The sequence below is a fragment of the Corynebacterium sp. LaCa78 genome (genome assembly GCF_046717505.1).
In the GTDB taxonomy this organism is placed as follows: Bacteria; Actinomycetota; Actinomycetes; order Mycobacteriales; family Mycobacteriaceae; genus Corynebacterium.
Window position 1 is genome coordinate 994,719 of record NZ_CP177112.1, and the last position, 16,511, is coordinate 1,011,229.

Consider the following 16,511-nt stretch of genomic DNA (forward strand, 5'->3'; position numbering starts at 1 on the left):
CACATGCGCATCCACAGCTTAGAGATTAAAAATGTTCGCGGCATCGAGCACCTGGTTTTAGATGACCTTCCAGAAACCGGGGTGGTGGTCATCCACGGCGAGAACGAGGCCGGTAAGTCCACCATCGTGGAGGCCCTCGATGTGGTGCTGACGGAAAAACACACATGGACGAAAGCTACAAAGGACTTGCAGCCGGTAGGCAAGGACGTTTCACCGGAGGTCATCGCGGATATATCAGTGGGGGAGTACCGCTTTCGCATTGCCAAGCGCTGGCTGAAGAAGAAGTACAGTGAATTGGCCATCTCGTCCCCGCGCCACGCGCAGTATACCGGCCGCCAGGCCGATGATGAGCTGGATCAGATCTTAAGCGAGAACCTGGACCGCCAGCTTCTCGATGTCCTCTTTATGCGCCAGGATGACTCCAATGACGCCATCTCCGCAGCGGGCATTCCCACGTTGACGCAGGCCCTCGAGCAGGAGTCCGGCTTGGCTGAAGACGAGGTATCCGGCGACGACTCCCAACTTTTGGGCAAGGTAGATAGGGAATATAAGCGCTACTACGGAGCAAGGTGGGGCAAACCGGCTGGCGAATACAAGAAGGCCCAGGAGACCTTGGAGCGTGCCGAGCAAGAGCTGGAGGAAGCAACCGCTGCGGTGCGCGGGCTCGATTCCGTGGTGGAGCGCTACGAGCACCTGGAACACCAGCAAGAAGAGGCGGAAGCGCAGCTTCCCGCTGCCCGCAAGGATCTCGCAGAGAAACAGTCCGCCGCGGACGAGGCCGTGAAGGCCCAGCACCAGGTGGATGCACACAAGGCCGAGCTCACCCGCGCCAAGGAGGATTTCCAACGCGCGAAGGATGCGCAAACCCAGCGCCGGGAGATGGCAGAGGCGCTCGAGGCCGCTGGCACGGCGCAGGCGAGCGCCTCGGATAAGCTCGCGGCCGCCCGCGAGAAGGCCGCAGAGGAAAACGAGAAGAAAGAAGCGGTGGAAAAGAAACTGTCCACCGCGAAGGAGGACTACGCCACCGCGCGCGCAACGCTCAAACAGGCGCGGGCGTATCAGGACAAGGAGACCTTTAAGCGCCTGGATAAACGCCTGCTCAAGGTAGAAGAATTGGTACGTGGCGTGGAGAAGGCCCAAACGGAGATAGCCCAGCGCGGGCGCGAGATGACCGCCGCGGATGTCGAGGAACTCCGCAAGGCGGATGCCGATCTGTCGCTGGCCAAGCGCCTGCACGATGCCACCGCCGCTAAGGTGGAATTTTCCGGGCCTGAGGGCGCGGAGATTGGGGTGGATGGGACGCAGGTGGACATCGGCAAGCAGCCCGCAATTGAGCTTGTCGATGGCCGCGAGATCACCATCGGCGATATCACCGCCCGCTTCGTGGCTGGCGCGTACTCTTCCGATAAGACCCAGCGCGAGGTGGATCAGGCCGAGGCGCGTTTGCAGGAGCTTTTCGATGCCACCGGCGTGGAATCCATCGCCGCCGCAGAGAACCTGCACGAGGCGCACAGCGAGCAGAATGCCGCCTTGGATGTGGCAACGCGCAAGCTCGAAAGCGAGTTGGGGCCGGATGATTTAGGTGAACTGCGCGCCCAACACGCGGCGCTCAAGGAGAAGGTCGCCGGCCTCGATGATGCCCCTGCCAAGGATTTATCCGCTGCGGAGGAGGCGGAGGAAGAGGCGCGCGAGCTTGTCGATGCCCTCGACCGCGAGCTTATTCCCTTCCGCGATAGCCGCATCGCCCACGACGTGGTGCGCTTAGAAGCCGAGCTTGAGGCCGCCAACGAGAAGGCCGAGCGCGCCGAGCGCGAGCTGGCCGAAGCGCGGGAGAAAACTTCCGATGCCGGCTTGGCAGAAGAAGCGGAGCGGTTGGGTGCGCTGGTGACCCGGCTGCAGGAACAGCTATCTGAGATGGAGGCCGTGGACCTGGCCACCGCTCAGAGCTTGGTGGAGGGTGCGCAATCGCACCTAGAGTACCTGCAGAACCAGGTGCAAGATACCAAGGTGGAGCTGGGCAAGCTGTCGAGTGAAATTAATTATCACTCCGGCGCGGCAGAGCGCGAGCAGCAGGCGCAAGCGGAAGCAGAAATGGCGCAGGCGGTGCTAGAAAGCGTGGAAAAGCGCGCGCTGGCGGCACGCTACCTGCGCGAGTTGCTGCTCAAGCACCGCGATGCCGCGCGCCAGCGCTATGCCGAGCCCTTCGTGGCGGCGCTCGCCCAGCTGGCCCGCACTATTTACGGCGGGGATATCAGCTTTGAATTGGCGGACGATCTCTCTGTTACCGCGCGCACCCGCGATAATGAAACGGTGGCCATGACCAGCCTGTCTGGCGGCGCGCGCGAGCAGCTGGCCATCCTTACCCGCTTTGCCATCGCGCGCTTGGTGGCGGGGGAGGAAACCGTGCCGGTCATCGTCGATGATGCGCTAGGCTCCACCGACGCCCACCGCCTGCAACTCATGTCCACCTTGTTCTCACAGGTGGGCCGCGAGAACCAGGTTTTGGTCTTTACCTGCATGCCGCAGCGCTATTCGCGGGTGCTCGGGCGCAGCGAGCGCGACATCGCCATGCTGAAGGGGGTAATCTAGTCCTTATGTCTGAACAAACCCGCTGGTTAAACGATGATGAACAGGAGCTATGGCGCCTATTATTGGCTGCGACCCGCAAGATAGATAGGGGCATGGACGAGACCCTTAAGGCGGGCGGGGAGATTTCCGTCTCGGAATTCGCGGTCTTGGCATCCCTTTCGGAAGCCCCAGATCAGCACCTGCGCCTGCGCGACCTGTGCACGGAACTGGCCTGGGATCGCTCGCGCGCCTCCCACCAGGTCACGCGCATGGAAAAGCGCGGGCTCTTGGTCAAGGAAAAGACCACCGATGATGGCCGCGGGGTCAACGTGCACATCACGGAGGCTGGGCTCCACCACCTCGAGCGCGCGGCCCCCGAGCACGTGGAATCCGTCCGGCGGTTGGTCTTCGACCACCTCCACGAGGATGACGTTCCCGCGCTCAAGCGCTTTTTCCATGGGGTATTGCAGGTCAATAATATCCCCGGCTATTCGGGATTCGTCCCGGATTCTTTATTGAATGGAGGAAAATAATACCGCCATGATGGGCCAAGAACTTTTCGAGTACCCGAAAAAGCAGCATAAAACGTATGGCTTGACGGCCTTGGGTGAGCTGGGCCAGCGTATTGGCGATCCAGAGGCTTTTGCTGAGGACCGTGCCGATGCCGATCAGCTTGCTGCGATGGAGGAAGCCCTGGAAACCTATCCCGATTCCGCGGTGACCTTTGATGAGGATGCCAATGCCTGGATCGTGGGCGCGGAAGAGGATATCGAGAAAATGTTCGCGGACCGCGAGGCATTCCTCGAGGCTTTATTAAATGATGAAGATCCGGGGATCTAATGCCACCGCGGAGACCATAAACTGTTAAGATACTTTTAGTTAATCTTCGGTGAAGTGAGAGGTTTTATCATTATGAACGAGCGCGAGGCTCAAGAACAACGCGAGGCAGCGGCCCGCCAGCAATCCGAGGGCTGGGTTTCCGTTTTTGTCCAGTGGATTCCCTGCATGCTGCTGTCCGTAGTGCTGCTCGGCGCCATGTTCTTTGGCATGTACTACATCGAGCACGGCACCCTGGATATCACCCAGCCGATCACCAACGAATTCATCGTTGAGTAATTCGGCGCAATAGAAAAATCCGGCCTCCCTTGGAAAGTGGGAGGCCGGATTTATTTTTATTTCTTGAGCACCTGGCGCCAGGTCATCTTCTTGCCGTTATTCAAGATGGCACGGCGGTAGATGCGCGCGACAACGATGAGGATCAGCGCGGTAACTACAGCGAGGACCGCATAGCTTCCCGCCAAGCCTAGCCAGCTCATATTGCCGCCAGCAACTTGGAGGGGAGCGACCAACATGGAGACCGGCGGCACCCAGCCCATGACCTGCATCCAGGTGGCATCCAAGTTGGTCCAGCCAAACATGGGGACATACATGGTGGCAAAGACGATGAGCAGGATGGGCATCTGCGTCGATTGCAGATCCTCGGTGCGCTGCACCATGGAGCCGGCTGCGGCATAGAGGCTGCCGAAGAATAAGAGACCGAGGATTTCCCCGACGAGCAGGGCAGCGATTAGACCATAGTCGAGCTGGATTTCGCTTGCTGCGCCAGTAAATGCCAGGGAAGCCACGCCGCCGGCCAAGATGAGGAAGGTGCCGAGCAGCCCGATGATGGTATTGCCAATGACCTTGCCTGCCAAGAAATCCACCGGGCGCACCGTGGAAAGGATTATTTCGACCACGCGCGAAGACTTCTCTTCGGTAACGCGGCCGCCGATGAGCCCTGCGAAGGTCATGATGGAAAAGACCACCACGATGGCGGCGATAAGGACGATGGCAACATTGCCCATCTGTTCTTCGGAGGCCTCATCTGTTTCCAGATCTACCGCGGTCACCTTGGTCGATGGGGTGGCGTCGGCAAGGTCTTGGGCATCAATATTCAGCGTATCTAGTGCCTCTGCCTGCGCCTGCGCCGCGACCACTTGATTGACCGTGGTGGAGATCGTGGTGGAGACGGTGCCGTTGGCCAAAAGCTCCCACCCCTCGTCGTCGGCGGGCACGAGGGCGGCGTCGACGTCGCCGTCATCGATAAGCTGCACCGCGCTATCCCGGTCATCTGCGGCCTGCGTCTCCAGTCCGGAATCAGCGAATGCGTCTGCCTCCAGGCCCACCACGGCGACGGAATCTGGTTCATCGTCACCACCGGACAGCAAGTCAATGATGATAGGGGTGGCGATGGCACCAATGATAAGCAGCAGCATCATGATGACAACGGATTTGGTCTTAAGGGCAACCGCCATCTCGCGCTTGGCGACGGTCCCTATGGTCTTCATTGCCGAATACTGCATGGGCTAGGCCTCCTCGGTGGTGGTGCTGGTGACGACGTCTTGGAATAGCTCGGTAAGGTCTGGGACCTTGAGGCCGAAGGAGTGGACGGGGCCAGCGGCCATGGCAGCGCGCAAGATGGCTTGGTCATCGGTGCCGTCATCGGCTTCGAGCACTACGCCCTGGTCCGTTTCCTCTACTAGGTGGGTGCCCTCCGGATACCAACCGCGGGCAGGGGTTTCCACCGCATAGCGCGAGGCCCCTTGGGTGCGCAGCTCATCTACCGTGCCCTCTGCCACCATGCGGCCTTGCGTGACGATGCCCACGTGGTCGCACAGGCGCTGCACCAAGTCCAGTTGGTGGGAGGAAAAGATGACCGGCACCCCGCGGGCGGCGCGCTCGCGCAGCATGTCAGACATGACATTGACGGCGACGGGGTCCAAGCCGGAAAAGGGCTCATCCAGAATCAACATATCCGGATCGTGAATGAGGGACGCGGCCAGCTGCACGCGCTGCTGGTTGCCCAAGGATAAATCATCCAGCTTGTCGTCCTGGCGCTCACCCAGCCCCAACTGTTCCAGTAGCTCCGTGCCGGATTTCTGGGCGGCCTGCTTGCTCATGCCATGCAGGGTGCCCAGAAACGTCAGCTGGCTAAGCAGCGGTTCCTTGCCGTAGAGTCCACGCTCTTCGGGCATATAGCCAATGCGGCGGCGATTATCGTCATTAATGGGGGAGCCATCGAAATAAACCTCGCCGGAGTCTTTCGCGAGCACGCCCAGCGCGATGCGCATGGTGGTGGACTTGCCCGCGCCATTGGAACCGACGAAACCGAAGATCTCGCCCTCCTGCACGTTAAAGGTCATATCCTGCAGCGCGCGAACACTGCCAAAAGATTTATTGAGATGGTCGATTTCTAAGGTGGGCAAGGGGTCTCCTCCATGTCGCGCCTATACTGCATAACTGTCGTGGTTCTAAGTACCTTAGTATTTCATAAGCCTAATAGTTTGACAATGGAATCCATCGAAAGCCAGGTTGCATGGGTCAAGCCCCTGCTGAGTAGGTAGGAATAGAAAGTGCTATCTAGGTGCTGTAACGTTAAGAACATGCAGGAAGGGGGTGCACAATGAAGCAATTCACTGCCCGCCAAATCGCAGAATGGCTCGTAGCTTGGGCTGAAGAAACCGAAGAAGCCGAGCTGACACCACTGAAACTTCAAAAGCTCCTCTACTATGCAAAGGGGTTTTACATGCCAGCCTCCGGAGGGGTTCCTCTCTTCAATGAACGGATGGAAGCATGGGCCCACGGACCTGTCGTTGTAGACATCTACCACGAGCTTAAAAAGTACGGTAAGAGCCCCATCGACCCCGATACGTTTATTTCTGATGACTTCAACTGGGACGATTACCGGCCTGTGGAAGATACCTTGATTGAAGTATGGAATAAGTACGGGCCCTATTCCGCATGGGCTTTACGTAATAAAACCCACACGGAGTCGCCTTGGAAGAAAAACTTCGTTGAAGAAGAACGGGGGCTCGAGGTTTCTGATGCAGACCTCAAAGAGTACTTCGACTAGATATGGGAAAGAAAAGTAAGAGACGTAGCACTCGGCCTGCCTCAAAGAGCCAAAGTGGTGCCGATACAAGCGTCTTGAGTGCCATAAGAGCAGCATCAAACGAATACCCACTCCTGTCCACTAGGTTTTTGCAGAGCGGATGGGGGTTCGGGCAAATGACCGATAGAATGCGCAGAGAATTCCTCGACAAATGGCACAAACGGTCACTAATTTCTTGGACAGAGTTTGTTAATCACCACAGGCACGGCCTCGGCTCAGAATTTATCCCGAAAAAGGAAATCAAAGCTCAAATCCCTAGGCAGTTCCAAGAGCTAACCAAATTCCGCGTGTTCCGACACCAAGAAAACCTTCCATTCGTTGGCTGGAAAGACGGTGGAATTTTCTATGTTCTATGGATAGAGACTAAATATGGGGATCTTTACTCACATTAAAGCGGAGCCCGCGACTTTGACCTTGCTAGACCCAGCCCGTCTCACAATTTTCGTTCGGCGTTCGGGATGATTGGTCCTTCCTGAACCCTCGGTGGCTACATAATCCGAAAACGGGGCGCATAGTGAAACCCCTCGCTGGCAAAAGCGAGGGGCTAAAAATTTTGTGTCCCCGACAGGGATCGAACCTGCGACCTTCGGTACCGGAAACCGATGCTCTAATCCGCTGAGCTACGGAGACATCGCTGGGAAAATTCCCAACGATGTGATTCTAGCGCATCGGCAGCCGCGGAACTAAATCAGGCCCGGTGCGTCTGCGGTGGTTACCTCACCGGTGCGCAGATAGTGCACGCCAATCTCATCGACGGCCTTATTACCCAGCGCAAAGTGCCCGTGGCCGGGGCCGTGGACGGTGACGACGCGCGATTGCATGGGCTGGGAGAGTGCCTCGTGATACTGGTACGGGGTCTGCGGATCGCCCGTACCTTGGATTTGCAGCGGTTTGGTGGCAAGGTGCGAGCCATCGAGTGGAGCCCCGCCTGTAACGGGTCCGCGGCCGCCGCACCCGGCGCCAGATCCATACATGGAATTAACCAGGGAGAAAATATCGCCGGTGACAAAGTTGGACCATAGATAAGTGGGGAAGAGCCACGGGTTGCCGGCGACGGTGTTCTCGTTGCAGACGATGAGGTTTTGCATATTCATCATCTGGATAGTTTGCTGTTGCACCGCGCGGGCAAGCTCCGGGTCATCGACGACCTCGAGGGGCGTGCTGCCGTTTAAGTACTTGGCAAACTCATCCCAGTGCGCGGGCATAGGAACGACCTCGCGGGTCTTACCCAAGGTGATTGAGGCGCGCTGGTCCGCTTGTGGGTTAAGCGCCTTGTTGGCGAGGAATTCCGCCTGTACGCGCAGCTCACCCGTGGCGGTCATGATGTCCGCGCCCGGCTGGCCGGCGAACTCGAGCCCTGGGGGAAGGTCGCCGATTTTCGCATCCGGTGGCAATACGGTGGGACGGGCACCGGCTTCCATGGCGACTTTCTGCGACCACTTTTCATAGACCTGAAGTGGGGTAGTGCCTAAGTGATAGGTGGCGTCATTATCCGCAATGAACTGGAACAGATCGTGCAGCGCATTCTCATAACCCTGCTGCTGCGAGGCGAAGATGCCGTTCCACGCCAACTGGGGGCTCATGCCGGAATCGAGCAGCACCTTGCCGGTGTGCTGCGGATACTTGGTGGCGTAGGCGGAACCAAGGTAGGTGCCGTAGGAAACACCGGCGATGTCAATGACGTCCTCGCCCAGCGCTTGGCGCACCATCTCCCAGTCTTGGGCGGTATTGGCGGTGGTTAAAGAGTTGGTATAGCCAGGGGTATTCTGCTCGCAGGCGTCACGAGTAGCCTTGCCAATCTGGGTGGTGGCCTCGATGGGATTGAAGTTCGGGGTGGTAGCGCAGTCCACCGGGGTGGAACCGGGCAGGCCGCGCGGCTGGACGCCGATCAGATCCCACTCGTTGCGAATTTCCTCGGGCCATTCGACGGCATCGTTTCCAGCCCAAGAATAAGCGTCGCCGCCTGGGCCACCTGGGTTGGTAAAGAGCGCGCCGCGGCGCGCATCTGGTTGTGCCGCGGGCACGCGAACGAACCCGACGCTAATGGTGCCGGCCGCGGGGTTATCGTAGTAGGTAGGCACCTCTACCCGGCCGCACTCGGCGCCATTGAGGTTGACCTGTTCGGGGCAATCCTCCCAGGTGATGTCCGGCTCCGTCGCCGCGGCGGTGGGGGCTGCCACGCCCAGCGCGAGGGCGCTAGCGCACACTACGGTAGAGATTTTTCGAGAAAAAGAAAGCATAAGCTAAAGCTCCGACTCCTATAACGTTTGTCAGAGTTAGCTTATGCTTCTTTCAGGTTCGTGGCAGGAATTTCCACGTGACGGGTGCCCTAACTCGGCACCCTAGCCACGCTACTTCACAATAATCACGATCAGATCGCGCGGGCCGTGCACGCCTTCGACGCGCGAGAGCTCGATATCGGAGGTCGCGGAAGGGCCAGAAATCCACGTTGCGGGCTTGTCAGGGTTCATCCGGGAAATGACCTCGGGGATACCGTAGACAATCTCGTCGCGGCGGACGATACAGATGTGACGGTCCGGTACCAGCGTCAGGGCGCGGCGGCCGCAGCGGGAATCGGACTGCAACACAATGGTGCCGGTCTGTGCGGAGGACACGAGGGACTCGGTGACGACGGCATCGGCATCGTCAAGCTCGCGCGGATCCGCGTCTTCGTCGTCCGGGCGGGCAGGAAGGCCATCAAAAAAATCGGCATTCATGCCTGGGGCGTAGCGGATGTCGGTGCAGTTGCGGTCGTGGACGATGGTATCCAGCGTCTTTTTCAGATCGCGTTCCTCCGTGACGTGGACTTCTGCCTTGTAATCCTCGAGGCGATCGACCAGAATTTCGCGCAGTTCATCATCATTCAGCGTGCCTTCGCGCTGGTATTCGCGCGGCACATCGACGTGATCTGGGAGCCCAGCCTGTTTCTGCGCCGAACGAATGCGGTTTAGGATGTCTTGCTTTGCGCTCACTTGGTGGCCTCCTTACGGGCATTAGCCAGCAGCTCTTTGCCTTCATCGGAGTCGAACCATTGGCGGAAGGATTTCTTCGGCGGAATCGCGGTATCGCGGCCATCGGACCAACCGGACATAAATAGCGGCAGCGACTCGATGGTGCCGTTGAATCCGCCCATCACGCGGCCAAGTGCCACGAGGTGGGTGACCTTATCCCACATCTTCGGGTTGTCCCAGAGCAGCTGCACCGTCTTGAACAGCTTCGGCTCGATCGGCGAGGCAGCGTGGGTGACCTTCTGATGGCGGTTTTCCACGATGACATCAGAAAGCGGAATCTTCACCGGGCACACGTCATCGCAGCGCCCGCACAGCGAGCAAGCATACGGCAGGCTTGCTGATGGATCGTTGTGGTCCTTCATGCCGGTAAGCTGCGGAGTCAGCGAGATACCGATGGGGCCCGGGTACACGGAGCCATAGGCGTGTCCGCCGGCGCGCTCGTAGACTGGGCAGACATTGAGGCAGGCCGAGCAACGGATGCACTTTAGCGCCTGGTGACCAACGGGCGAAGACAGTGCTGCGGTGCGCCCATTATCCAGCAAGACGATGTGGAAGTTCTGCGGGCCATCGCCCTCCGTCACACCGGACCACATGGAGGTATAGGGGTTCATGCGCTCCGCGGTGGAGGAACGAGGCAGCAGCTGCAGGAAGACTTCCAGGTCCTGGAAGGTAGGCACGAGCTTTTCGATGCCCATGACGGTAATCAGCGTTTCCGGCAACGTCACGCACATGCGGCCATTGCCCTCAGATTCGACAACGTTGACGGTGCCGGTTTCTGCCACACCAAAGTTGGCGCCGGAGATGGCGACCTTGGCCTTCATGAATTGCTGGCGCAGGAACTGGCGGGATGCCTCGGCCAACTCGGCGGGCTCGGCCTTCAGCGAGTCGTCCGTATTGGGCATTTTATCGACGAAGATATCGCGAATTTCCGCGCGGTTTCGGTGAATTGCGGGCACCAGAATGTGCGATGGCATATCGTCACCAAGCTGGACGATGAGCTCTGCCAAGTCGGTTTCCTGGGCGTGGATTCCGGCGTCTTCGAGGTGCTCGTTCAAGCCGATTTCCTGGGTAGCCATGGACTTAACCTTGACTACGTCGGTTTCGCCCGTTTCGCGGATGAGACCTTCAATGATCTCGTTGGCTTCCTTGGCATCGCGTGCCCAGTGGACGATGCCGCCGCGGTCAGACACGGCCTTCTCAAATTGCTCGAGCAATTCCGGCATGCGGGCTGCGACGTCCTCTTTGAGGGCAGAGCCGGCGTTGCGGAGCAGCTCCCAGTCATCCACTTCCTGCACGGTGTTAGCGCGCTTTTGGCGGATGGTGGTGGTCGCGTGCTGCAGGTTATGACGCTGGGTAGCGTTATTCAGCCCGACGTGCGCGAGCGGGACGAAGGCCTTGCTGCCGCGCAGGTTGCCGTAGCCTTCAGGGGCGCGTGGTGGGGTGGTGTCGAGGAAAGAGGTCATTAGAGCATCGTCTCCTTGGAGTAAGCGGCGGAGTTTGGCTGCCACGGGTGTTCCTTCGTGGAGGCCAAAATCTCTGCCATGTGTAGGGCGCGAATGCCGGAGCGCTGGCGGTGGAGCGCGCCGCCGATATTCATCAGGCAGGACGAGTCACCAGCGGTAACGTACTCGGCTTGGGTGTCTTTAATGTGGCGGGTTTTATCGGAGACCATTGCCTGGGACACCTCTGCATTCTTCAGGGCAAACGTGCCGCCGAAGCCGCAGCACTCTTCGCTATTGGCTAGTGGTGCCAAGTCGATGCCCTCGACTTCTTGCAAAAGCTTGTAGGGGCGGTCTTCCAGCTTAAGGAAGCGCAGGCCGTGGCAGGCTGAGTGGTAGGTCACTCGGTGTGGGAAGAAAGCGCCGACGTTGGTCACGCCTTCAATATCGACCAAAAATTCCGTGAGATCGTAGGTCTTTCCCGCGGTCTTCTGCGCGCCATCGACATCGGCGGAAGTGCCGAAGCGGTCGGCAATGCTTTCGTGGCGGTCGCGAACTGCTGCAACGCAGGAACCGGAGGCGGCCACGACGTAGTCAATGGAAGGATCTGCGAAGGCATCCGCATAAGAGCGGATCATCCCCAGAGTTTCCTTTTGGTAGCCGGTGTTGATGTGCATCTGGCCGCAGCAGGTTTGCTCCTCCGGAAGGACAACTTCGTGACCTAACCGGGAGAGAACCAATGCCGTCGCCTTTTGGACGTCCGGGAAAAGGGTGTCACCAATGCAAGTAGAAAAAAGCGCAATGCGCATACGGTGCTCCTTATTAGTTTTTAAGTCATGGAGGTGTCATTAACACTACACATTCACTGCGTGGAATGTAGTGTGAATCACGTTCTACCAGCATATATTTTGTAATATATATCGCAATATAGGTTTGCCTAAGAGGTCTATTAAATGAGTGATCTCCGCCCGCGGAAATGTTAGCCAGTGCTTCTTTTCGCACGTGTCGGGGCAGTGAACTAGACTCTTGCCACATGACTCCAGCTGATTTGGCCACCTTAGTTAAAGAATCCGCCACCGAGGTCATGGCAGAACATGACCTAGACGCGTCCGTATTGCCGGAATCTGTCACGGTAGAGCGCCCCCGCAACCCAGAACACGGTGACTACGCCACCAACCTTGCACTGCAGGTGGCCAAGAAAGCCGGCGCGAATCCGCGCGAATTTGGTGGCTGGTTAGCGCAAAAATTAGCCCAGCACGATGCCATTGCGGAAGCCGATATTGCCGGGCCTGGATTTATTAATATCCGCTTAGCCGCCGCTGCCCAGGGTGAGATTGTCGCCCAGATTCTGCAGGCAGGCGCGGACTACGGTTCGAATGACTCCTTTGCAGGCAAGAAGATTAACCTGGAATTTGTGTCTGCCAACCCCACGGGCCCGATTCACCTGGGCGGGACGCGGTGGGCCGCCGTCGGCGATTCGCTAGGCAGGGTACTCACGGCTTCCGGTGCAGAAGTCACCCGCGAGTACTACTTCAATGATCACGGCGGCCAGATCGATCGCTTCTCGCGCTCCCTTGTTGCCGCAGCTAAAGGCGAGCCCACGCCGGAGGACGGCTACGGCGGAGATTATATTCGCGACATCGCAAACGCGGTTGTGGAAAAGAACCCCAACGCGCTCGAGGGCGATGCTGCGCAGGTGCAGGAGGCCTTCCGCGCCGATGGCGTAGAGATGATGTTTGCCCAGATTAAGCAGTCCCTGCATGAATTTGGCGTGGACTTTGATGTCTACTTCCACGAAAATTCACTGTTCGAATCTGGGGCGGTGGACAAGGCGCTTGAGACCCTGAAGTCTGAAGGTCACCTTTATGAGGCGGACAACGCGTGGTGGCTGAAATCGACCGACTATGGCGATTCTAAGGATCGCGTCGTGGTGAAATCGGACGGCAATGCCGCGTACATCGCCGGCGATATCGCCTATGTGGCCGATAAATTCGACCGTGGCCATGACCTCAATATCTATATGCTGGGCGCTGACCACCACGGTTATGTCCCGCGCTTGAAGGCGGCGGCAGCTGCCTTGGGCTATGACGCCGATGGCGTGGAGGTGCTCATTGGTCAGATGGTCAACCTGTTGCGCGATGGCAAGCCGGTGCGCATGTCCAAGCGCGCGGGCACTGTGATCACCATTGAGGATCTGGTCGCCGCCATCGGCGTCGATGCATCGCGGTATTCGCTGGTGCGATCTTCTGTGGATCAGTCGATCGATATCGATCTGGGCCTGTGGGAGTCGCAGTCCTCGGATAATCCGGTCTACTACGTGCAATACGGACACGCGCGGTTGTGCTCGATCGGGCGCAAGGCAGCGGAGCTGGGAGTTAGTTCCGAAGGTGCGGACCTGTCGCTGCTGGAGCATGAGCGCGAAGGCGACCTTATCCGCACCCTCGGCGAGTTTCCCGCCGTGGTGGCAGATGCCGCGGAACTGCGCGAGCCGCACCGAGTGGCGCGCTATGCCGAAGAGCTGGCGGGCGTGTTCCACCGTTTTTACGACACCTGCCAGGTCCTGCCCAAGGCGGGGGAGGAAGAGCAGCCCATTCACAGCGCACGCCTCGCATTGGCGGAAGCATCCCGCGTCGTCCTGTCCAATGCCTTGACCATGGTGGGCGTGAGCGCACCGGAGAAGATGTAAATGGCTGATTTCAACGAGCTACCCGCGCACGTGTGGCCGCGGAACGTGAGCCGCCAAGAGGACGGCGTCGTTACCGTGGCGGAAGTGCCCTTGCCGGATTTGGCAGAGGAATTCCAGACTCCGCTCTACGTCTTCGATGAGGACGACTTCCGCTCGCGGTGCCAAGATATGGCGCGTGCCTTCGGCGGGCCGGATCACGTGCACTATGCTTCCAAGGCGTTCATTTCCAAAAAGGTAGTGCAGTGGGTCAATGAAGAGGGCCTGTGCCTCGATGCTGCCGCGCTCAATGAATTAAAGATTGCGCTCGCCGCAGAGTTCCCAGCCGCGCGCATTACCGCGCACGGCAATAATAAGGACGAGGAATACCTGCGCCTGTGCGTGGATGCGGGCGTGGGCCACGTGGTCATCGATAATGAGCAGGAGCTCGAAGAGCTCAACCGTATCGCCGGTGAGGCGGGCGTGGTGCAGCCGGTGATGATTCGCGTCAAGCCGGGCGTGGACGCGCATACCCACGAGTTCGTGGCCACCTCGCACGAGGACCAGAAATTCGGTATTTCCCTGGCCACGGGTGCGGCTTTTGCTGCCGCGAAGCGCTGCCTCGAGGTGGATAACCTCCACTTGAGCGGACTGCACTGCCACGTGGGCTCCCAGGTCTTTAATGCTGAGGGCTTTAAGCTCGCCGCCGAGCGCGTGCTGGAGCTCTACCGCCAAATCCACACCGAGCTGGGCGTTGACCTTGCCGAGCTGGATTTGGGCGGCGGCTTTGGTATTCCATATATGCCCTATGAGGAAGCGCTGGATATTGACCGCGTGGCAAAGGACATGCTGCGAGCTGTGGACCAAACCGCGGAAGAACTCGACATTAAGGCGCCGTTCCTCCTCGTGGAGCCGGGTCGCTCCTTGGTGGCGGGTTCTGCCGTGACCGTCTACCGCGTGGGCACGGTCAAGGACGTGGAAACCGGCAAGGCCGATTTGCCGGTGCGCCGTTATATTTCCATCGACGGGGGAATGTCCGATAATATCCGCCCCGCGCTCTATGGTTCCGAATACGATGTGCGCCTGGTGAACCGCTTTAGCGATGGTGAGATGGTGCCCTCGCGCATCGTGGGCTTCCACTGCGAATCCGGCGATATCTTGCTAGAAGAAGGCGAATTGCCCAATGATATCCAGTCGGGGGACTTGCTCGCCTTCGCGGCCACCGGTGGGTATCAGTACATGATGTCGTCTCGGTATAACGGCGCGGTGCGCCCGGCTGTGGTGGCAACGCGCGTGGGAAATACCAAACCCATGCTGCGGCGCGAAACCATCGAGGACCTCTTGTCCTTGGAAGTGGATTAAGTCAGTACTACCCCCGTTAAGCAGGTGCCGCATTCGGCCCGTGCGGCGGGGGTTTTCTGTAGCTGAACGAATATTATCCCCCGCATGTCGCAATATAGACAGCTCGTTCTGTATAGTGTCCTGTAGCCGCGTAAAGCGGGGGACATTTTCCACCACTAAACCAACATGGAGACGGACTATGGATGCTTCAAACAGTGAGCTACAGCTACATTCGCGTACCGGCAAGGGCGAAGGCGAAACCGTTGGCATTGCACTGCTTGGATTCGGCACCGTGGGCGCGGAAGTCTTCCGCCTCTTAGATGAAAATGCGGATGCCTTTGCTCACCGCATCGGCGGGCCGGCAGAGATCCGCGGCATCGCAATCCAGAACAAGAACAAGCTGCGCCCGGGCGTGCCTAATGAGCTGCTGACTGATGATGCCAAGGCCCTGATCTCCCGCGATGATATCGACATGGTGGTGGAGGTTATCGGCGGTATCGATTTCCCGCGCGAGCTGGTTTTGACCGCGCTTAATTCCGGCAAGTCTGTGGTGACGGCTAATAAGGCGCTCGTTGCCGCGCATGCTGATGAATTGGCCGAGGCTGCGGAACGCTCCGGGGTTGACCTCTACTTTGAGGCCGCCGTGGCCGCCGCCATTCCGGTTGTGGGTATGCTGCGCCGCTCCCTGGCGGGCGACCAAATCGAGCGCATTTCCGGCATCGTCAACGGCACGACCAACTACATCCTGGATGCCATGGAATCCACCGGCGCCACTTATGACGAGGCCCTGGCAGAAGCCACCCGCTTGGGCTATGCCGAGGCGGATCCCACCGCGGACGTGGAGGGGCATGACGCGGCGTCCAAGGCCGCCATCATGGCCTCCATCGGTTTCCACACCCGCGTGAAGTTCGAGGACGTGCACTGCGAGGGAATTACCGATATCACGGCAGACGATATTGCCGCGGCAAACGATGCCGGCTATTCCATCAAGCTGCTGGCCATTTGTGAGCGCCTGCGCCGCGAGGATGGATCCGAAGTGGTCAACGCGCGCGTGCACCCGACCCTGGTGGCCAAGGAGCACCCGCTGGCTACCGTCAGCGAGTCCTATAACGCCATCTTCGTCGAGGCTGAGGCCGCCGGCTCGCTTATGTTCTACGGCAATGGTGCTGGCGGCAACCCCACCGCTTCGGCCGTGCTTGGCGATGTCGTCGGTGCCGCCCGCAATATCGTCCACGGCGGCCGCGCGCCTGGCGAGAATACCTACGCTAACTTGCCGATTGCGGACTTCGGCGAGGTCGATACCCGCTTCCACATCGATATGGAAGTCCAGGATCGCGCCGGCGTCTTGGAGGCTATTTCCGCGCTTTTCGCACAGCATGGGGTATCCCTGCGCACCGTGCGCCAAGAAGACGGCGAGGATACCGCGCGCCTTATTGTGGTCACCCACGCTGCCAAGGAAGCGACCCTGGAAAACATCGTCTCCGCCTTGGGCGAGCTCGATGAGGTCAAGGCCGTTCACTCGGTCATCCGCCTGGGCAGCTAAACCGGTTCGATATATT

At 59.1% G+C, this 16,511-nt stretch carries 14 protein-coding genes and 1 tRNA gene; 8 read left to right on the top strand and 7 right to left on the bottom strand.

Features of this window, described 5'->3' with window-relative positions:
* Positions 1–3: 3 nt before the first annotated feature.
* The 4 genes from ACLI1O_RS04850 to ACLI1O_RS04865 all read left to right on the top strand — a co-directional run bounded on the left by ACLI1O_RS04850 (position 4) and on the right by ACLI1O_RS04865 (position 3,684).
* Positions 4–2,589: an AAA family ATPase gene (locus ACLI1O_RS04850; RefSeq protein WP_239267816.1), complete on the top strand. Its 2,586-nt coding sequence runs from the start codon at positions 4–6 to the stop codon at positions 2,587–2,589.
* 5 nt (positions 2,590–2,594) lie between these two features.
* Positions 2,595–3,101 (top strand): MarR family winged helix-turn-helix transcriptional regulator, encoded by a 507-nt coding sequence (locus ACLI1O_RS04855; RefSeq protein WP_239267814.1) that lies wholly within the window; start codon positions 2,595–2,597, stop codon positions 3,099–3,101.
* The gene (locus ACLI1O_RS04860) at positions 3,088–3,408 is read left to right on the top strand and encodes a molecular chaperone GrpE (RefSeq protein ID WP_239267812.1); all 321 of its coding nucleotides are present in this window, start codon (positions 3,088–3,090) and stop codon (positions 3,406–3,408) included. The genes ACLI1O_RS04855 and ACLI1O_RS04860 overlap by 14 nt, the downstream gene beginning before the upstream one ends.
* A gap of 72 nt (positions 3,409–3,480) precedes the next feature.
* Complete coding sequence (locus ACLI1O_RS04865; RefSeq protein ID WP_023017763.1) at positions 3,481–3,684, top strand: hypothetical protein; 204 nt, start codon at positions 3,481–3,483, stop codon at positions 3,682–3,684.
* A gap of 56 nt (positions 3,685–3,740) precedes the next feature.
* On the opposite strand, the gene ACLI1O_RS04870 is transcribed toward ACLI1O_RS04865, so the two are convergent.
* Both ACLI1O_RS04870 and ACLI1O_RS04875 read right to left on the bottom strand, forming a co-directional pair.
* Entirely contained in the window at positions 3,741–4,910 is a 1,170-nt protein-coding gene (locus ACLI1O_RS04870) for an ABC transporter permease (protein WP_239267810.1), read from the bottom strand.
* Between the two features lie 3 nt (positions 4,911–4,913).
* Positions 4,914–5,813 (bottom strand): ABC transporter ATP-binding protein, encoded by a 900-nt coding sequence (locus ACLI1O_RS04875; protein ID WP_239267808.1) that lies wholly within the window; start codon positions 5,811–5,813, stop codon positions 4,914–4,916.
* A gap of 197 nt (positions 5,814–6,010) precedes the next feature.
* Here ACLI1O_RS04875 and ACLI1O_RS04880 point away from each other — a divergent pair, with 197 nt between their 5' ends.
* Complete coding sequence (locus ACLI1O_RS04880) at positions 6,011–6,460, top strand: Panacea domain-containing protein (protein ID WP_239267806.1); 450 nt, start codon at positions 6,011–6,013, stop codon at positions 6,458–6,460.
* A gap of 595 nt (positions 6,461–7,055) precedes the next feature.
* On the opposite strand, the gene ACLI1O_RS04885 is transcribed toward ACLI1O_RS04880, so the two are convergent.
* From ACLI1O_RS04885 to ACLI1O_RS04905, 5 genes are all read right to left on the bottom strand, one after another.
* Positions 7,056–7,129, bottom strand: a tRNA-Arg gene (locus ACLI1O_RS04885).
* 53 nt (positions 7,130–7,182) lie between these two features.
* On the bottom strand, positions 7,183–8,739 hold the full coding sequence (locus ACLI1O_RS04890; RefSeq protein ID WP_239267804.1) for an alpha/beta fold hydrolase: 1,557 nt from the start codon (positions 8,737–8,739) through the stop codon (positions 7,183–7,185).
* Between the two features lie 111 nt (positions 8,740–8,850).
* Positions 8,851–9,471: a lactate utilization protein C gene (locus ACLI1O_RS04895; RefSeq protein ID WP_239267802.1), complete on the bottom strand. Its 621-nt coding sequence runs from the start codon at positions 9,469–9,471 to the stop codon at positions 8,851–8,853.
* Positions 9,468–10,973: a lactate utilization protein B gene (locus tag ACLI1O_RS04900; protein WP_284771526.1), complete on the bottom strand. Its 1,506-nt coding sequence runs from the start codon at positions 10,971–10,973 to the stop codon at positions 9,468–9,470. Before ACLI1O_RS04900 ends, ACLI1O_RS04895 begins: the two co-directional genes overlap by 4 nt.
* Positions 10,973–11,758 carry a (Fe-S)-binding protein gene (locus ACLI1O_RS04905; RefSeq protein ID WP_239267798.1) on the bottom strand — a complete coding sequence of 262 codons (786 nt, stop codon included), beginning with the start codon at positions 11,756–11,758 and terminating at the stop codon, positions 10,973–10,975. Before ACLI1O_RS04905 ends, ACLI1O_RS04900 begins: the two co-directional genes overlap by 1 nt.
* Before the next feature lie 224 nt (positions 11,759–11,982).
* Here ACLI1O_RS04905 and argS point away from each other — a divergent pair, with 224 nt between their 5' ends.
* The 3 genes from argS (at position 11,983) to ACLI1O_RS04920 (ending at position 16,495) form a co-directional block, all read left to right on the top strand.
* Positions 11,983–13,635 (top strand): arginine--tRNA ligase, encoded by a 1,653-nt coding sequence (argS, locus tag ACLI1O_RS04910; protein ID WP_239267796.1) that lies wholly within the window; start codon positions 11,983–11,985, stop codon positions 13,633–13,635.
* Entirely contained in the window at positions 13,636–14,973 is a 1,338-nt protein-coding gene (gene lysA, locus ACLI1O_RS04915; protein ID WP_239267794.1) for a diaminopimelate decarboxylase, read from the top strand.
* A gap of 178 nt (positions 14,974–15,151) precedes the next feature.
* Entirely contained in the window at positions 15,152–16,495 is a 1,344-nt protein-coding gene (locus tag ACLI1O_RS04920; RefSeq protein WP_411706994.1) for a homoserine dehydrogenase, read from the top strand.
* Positions 16,496–16,511 lie beyond the last annotated feature (16 nt).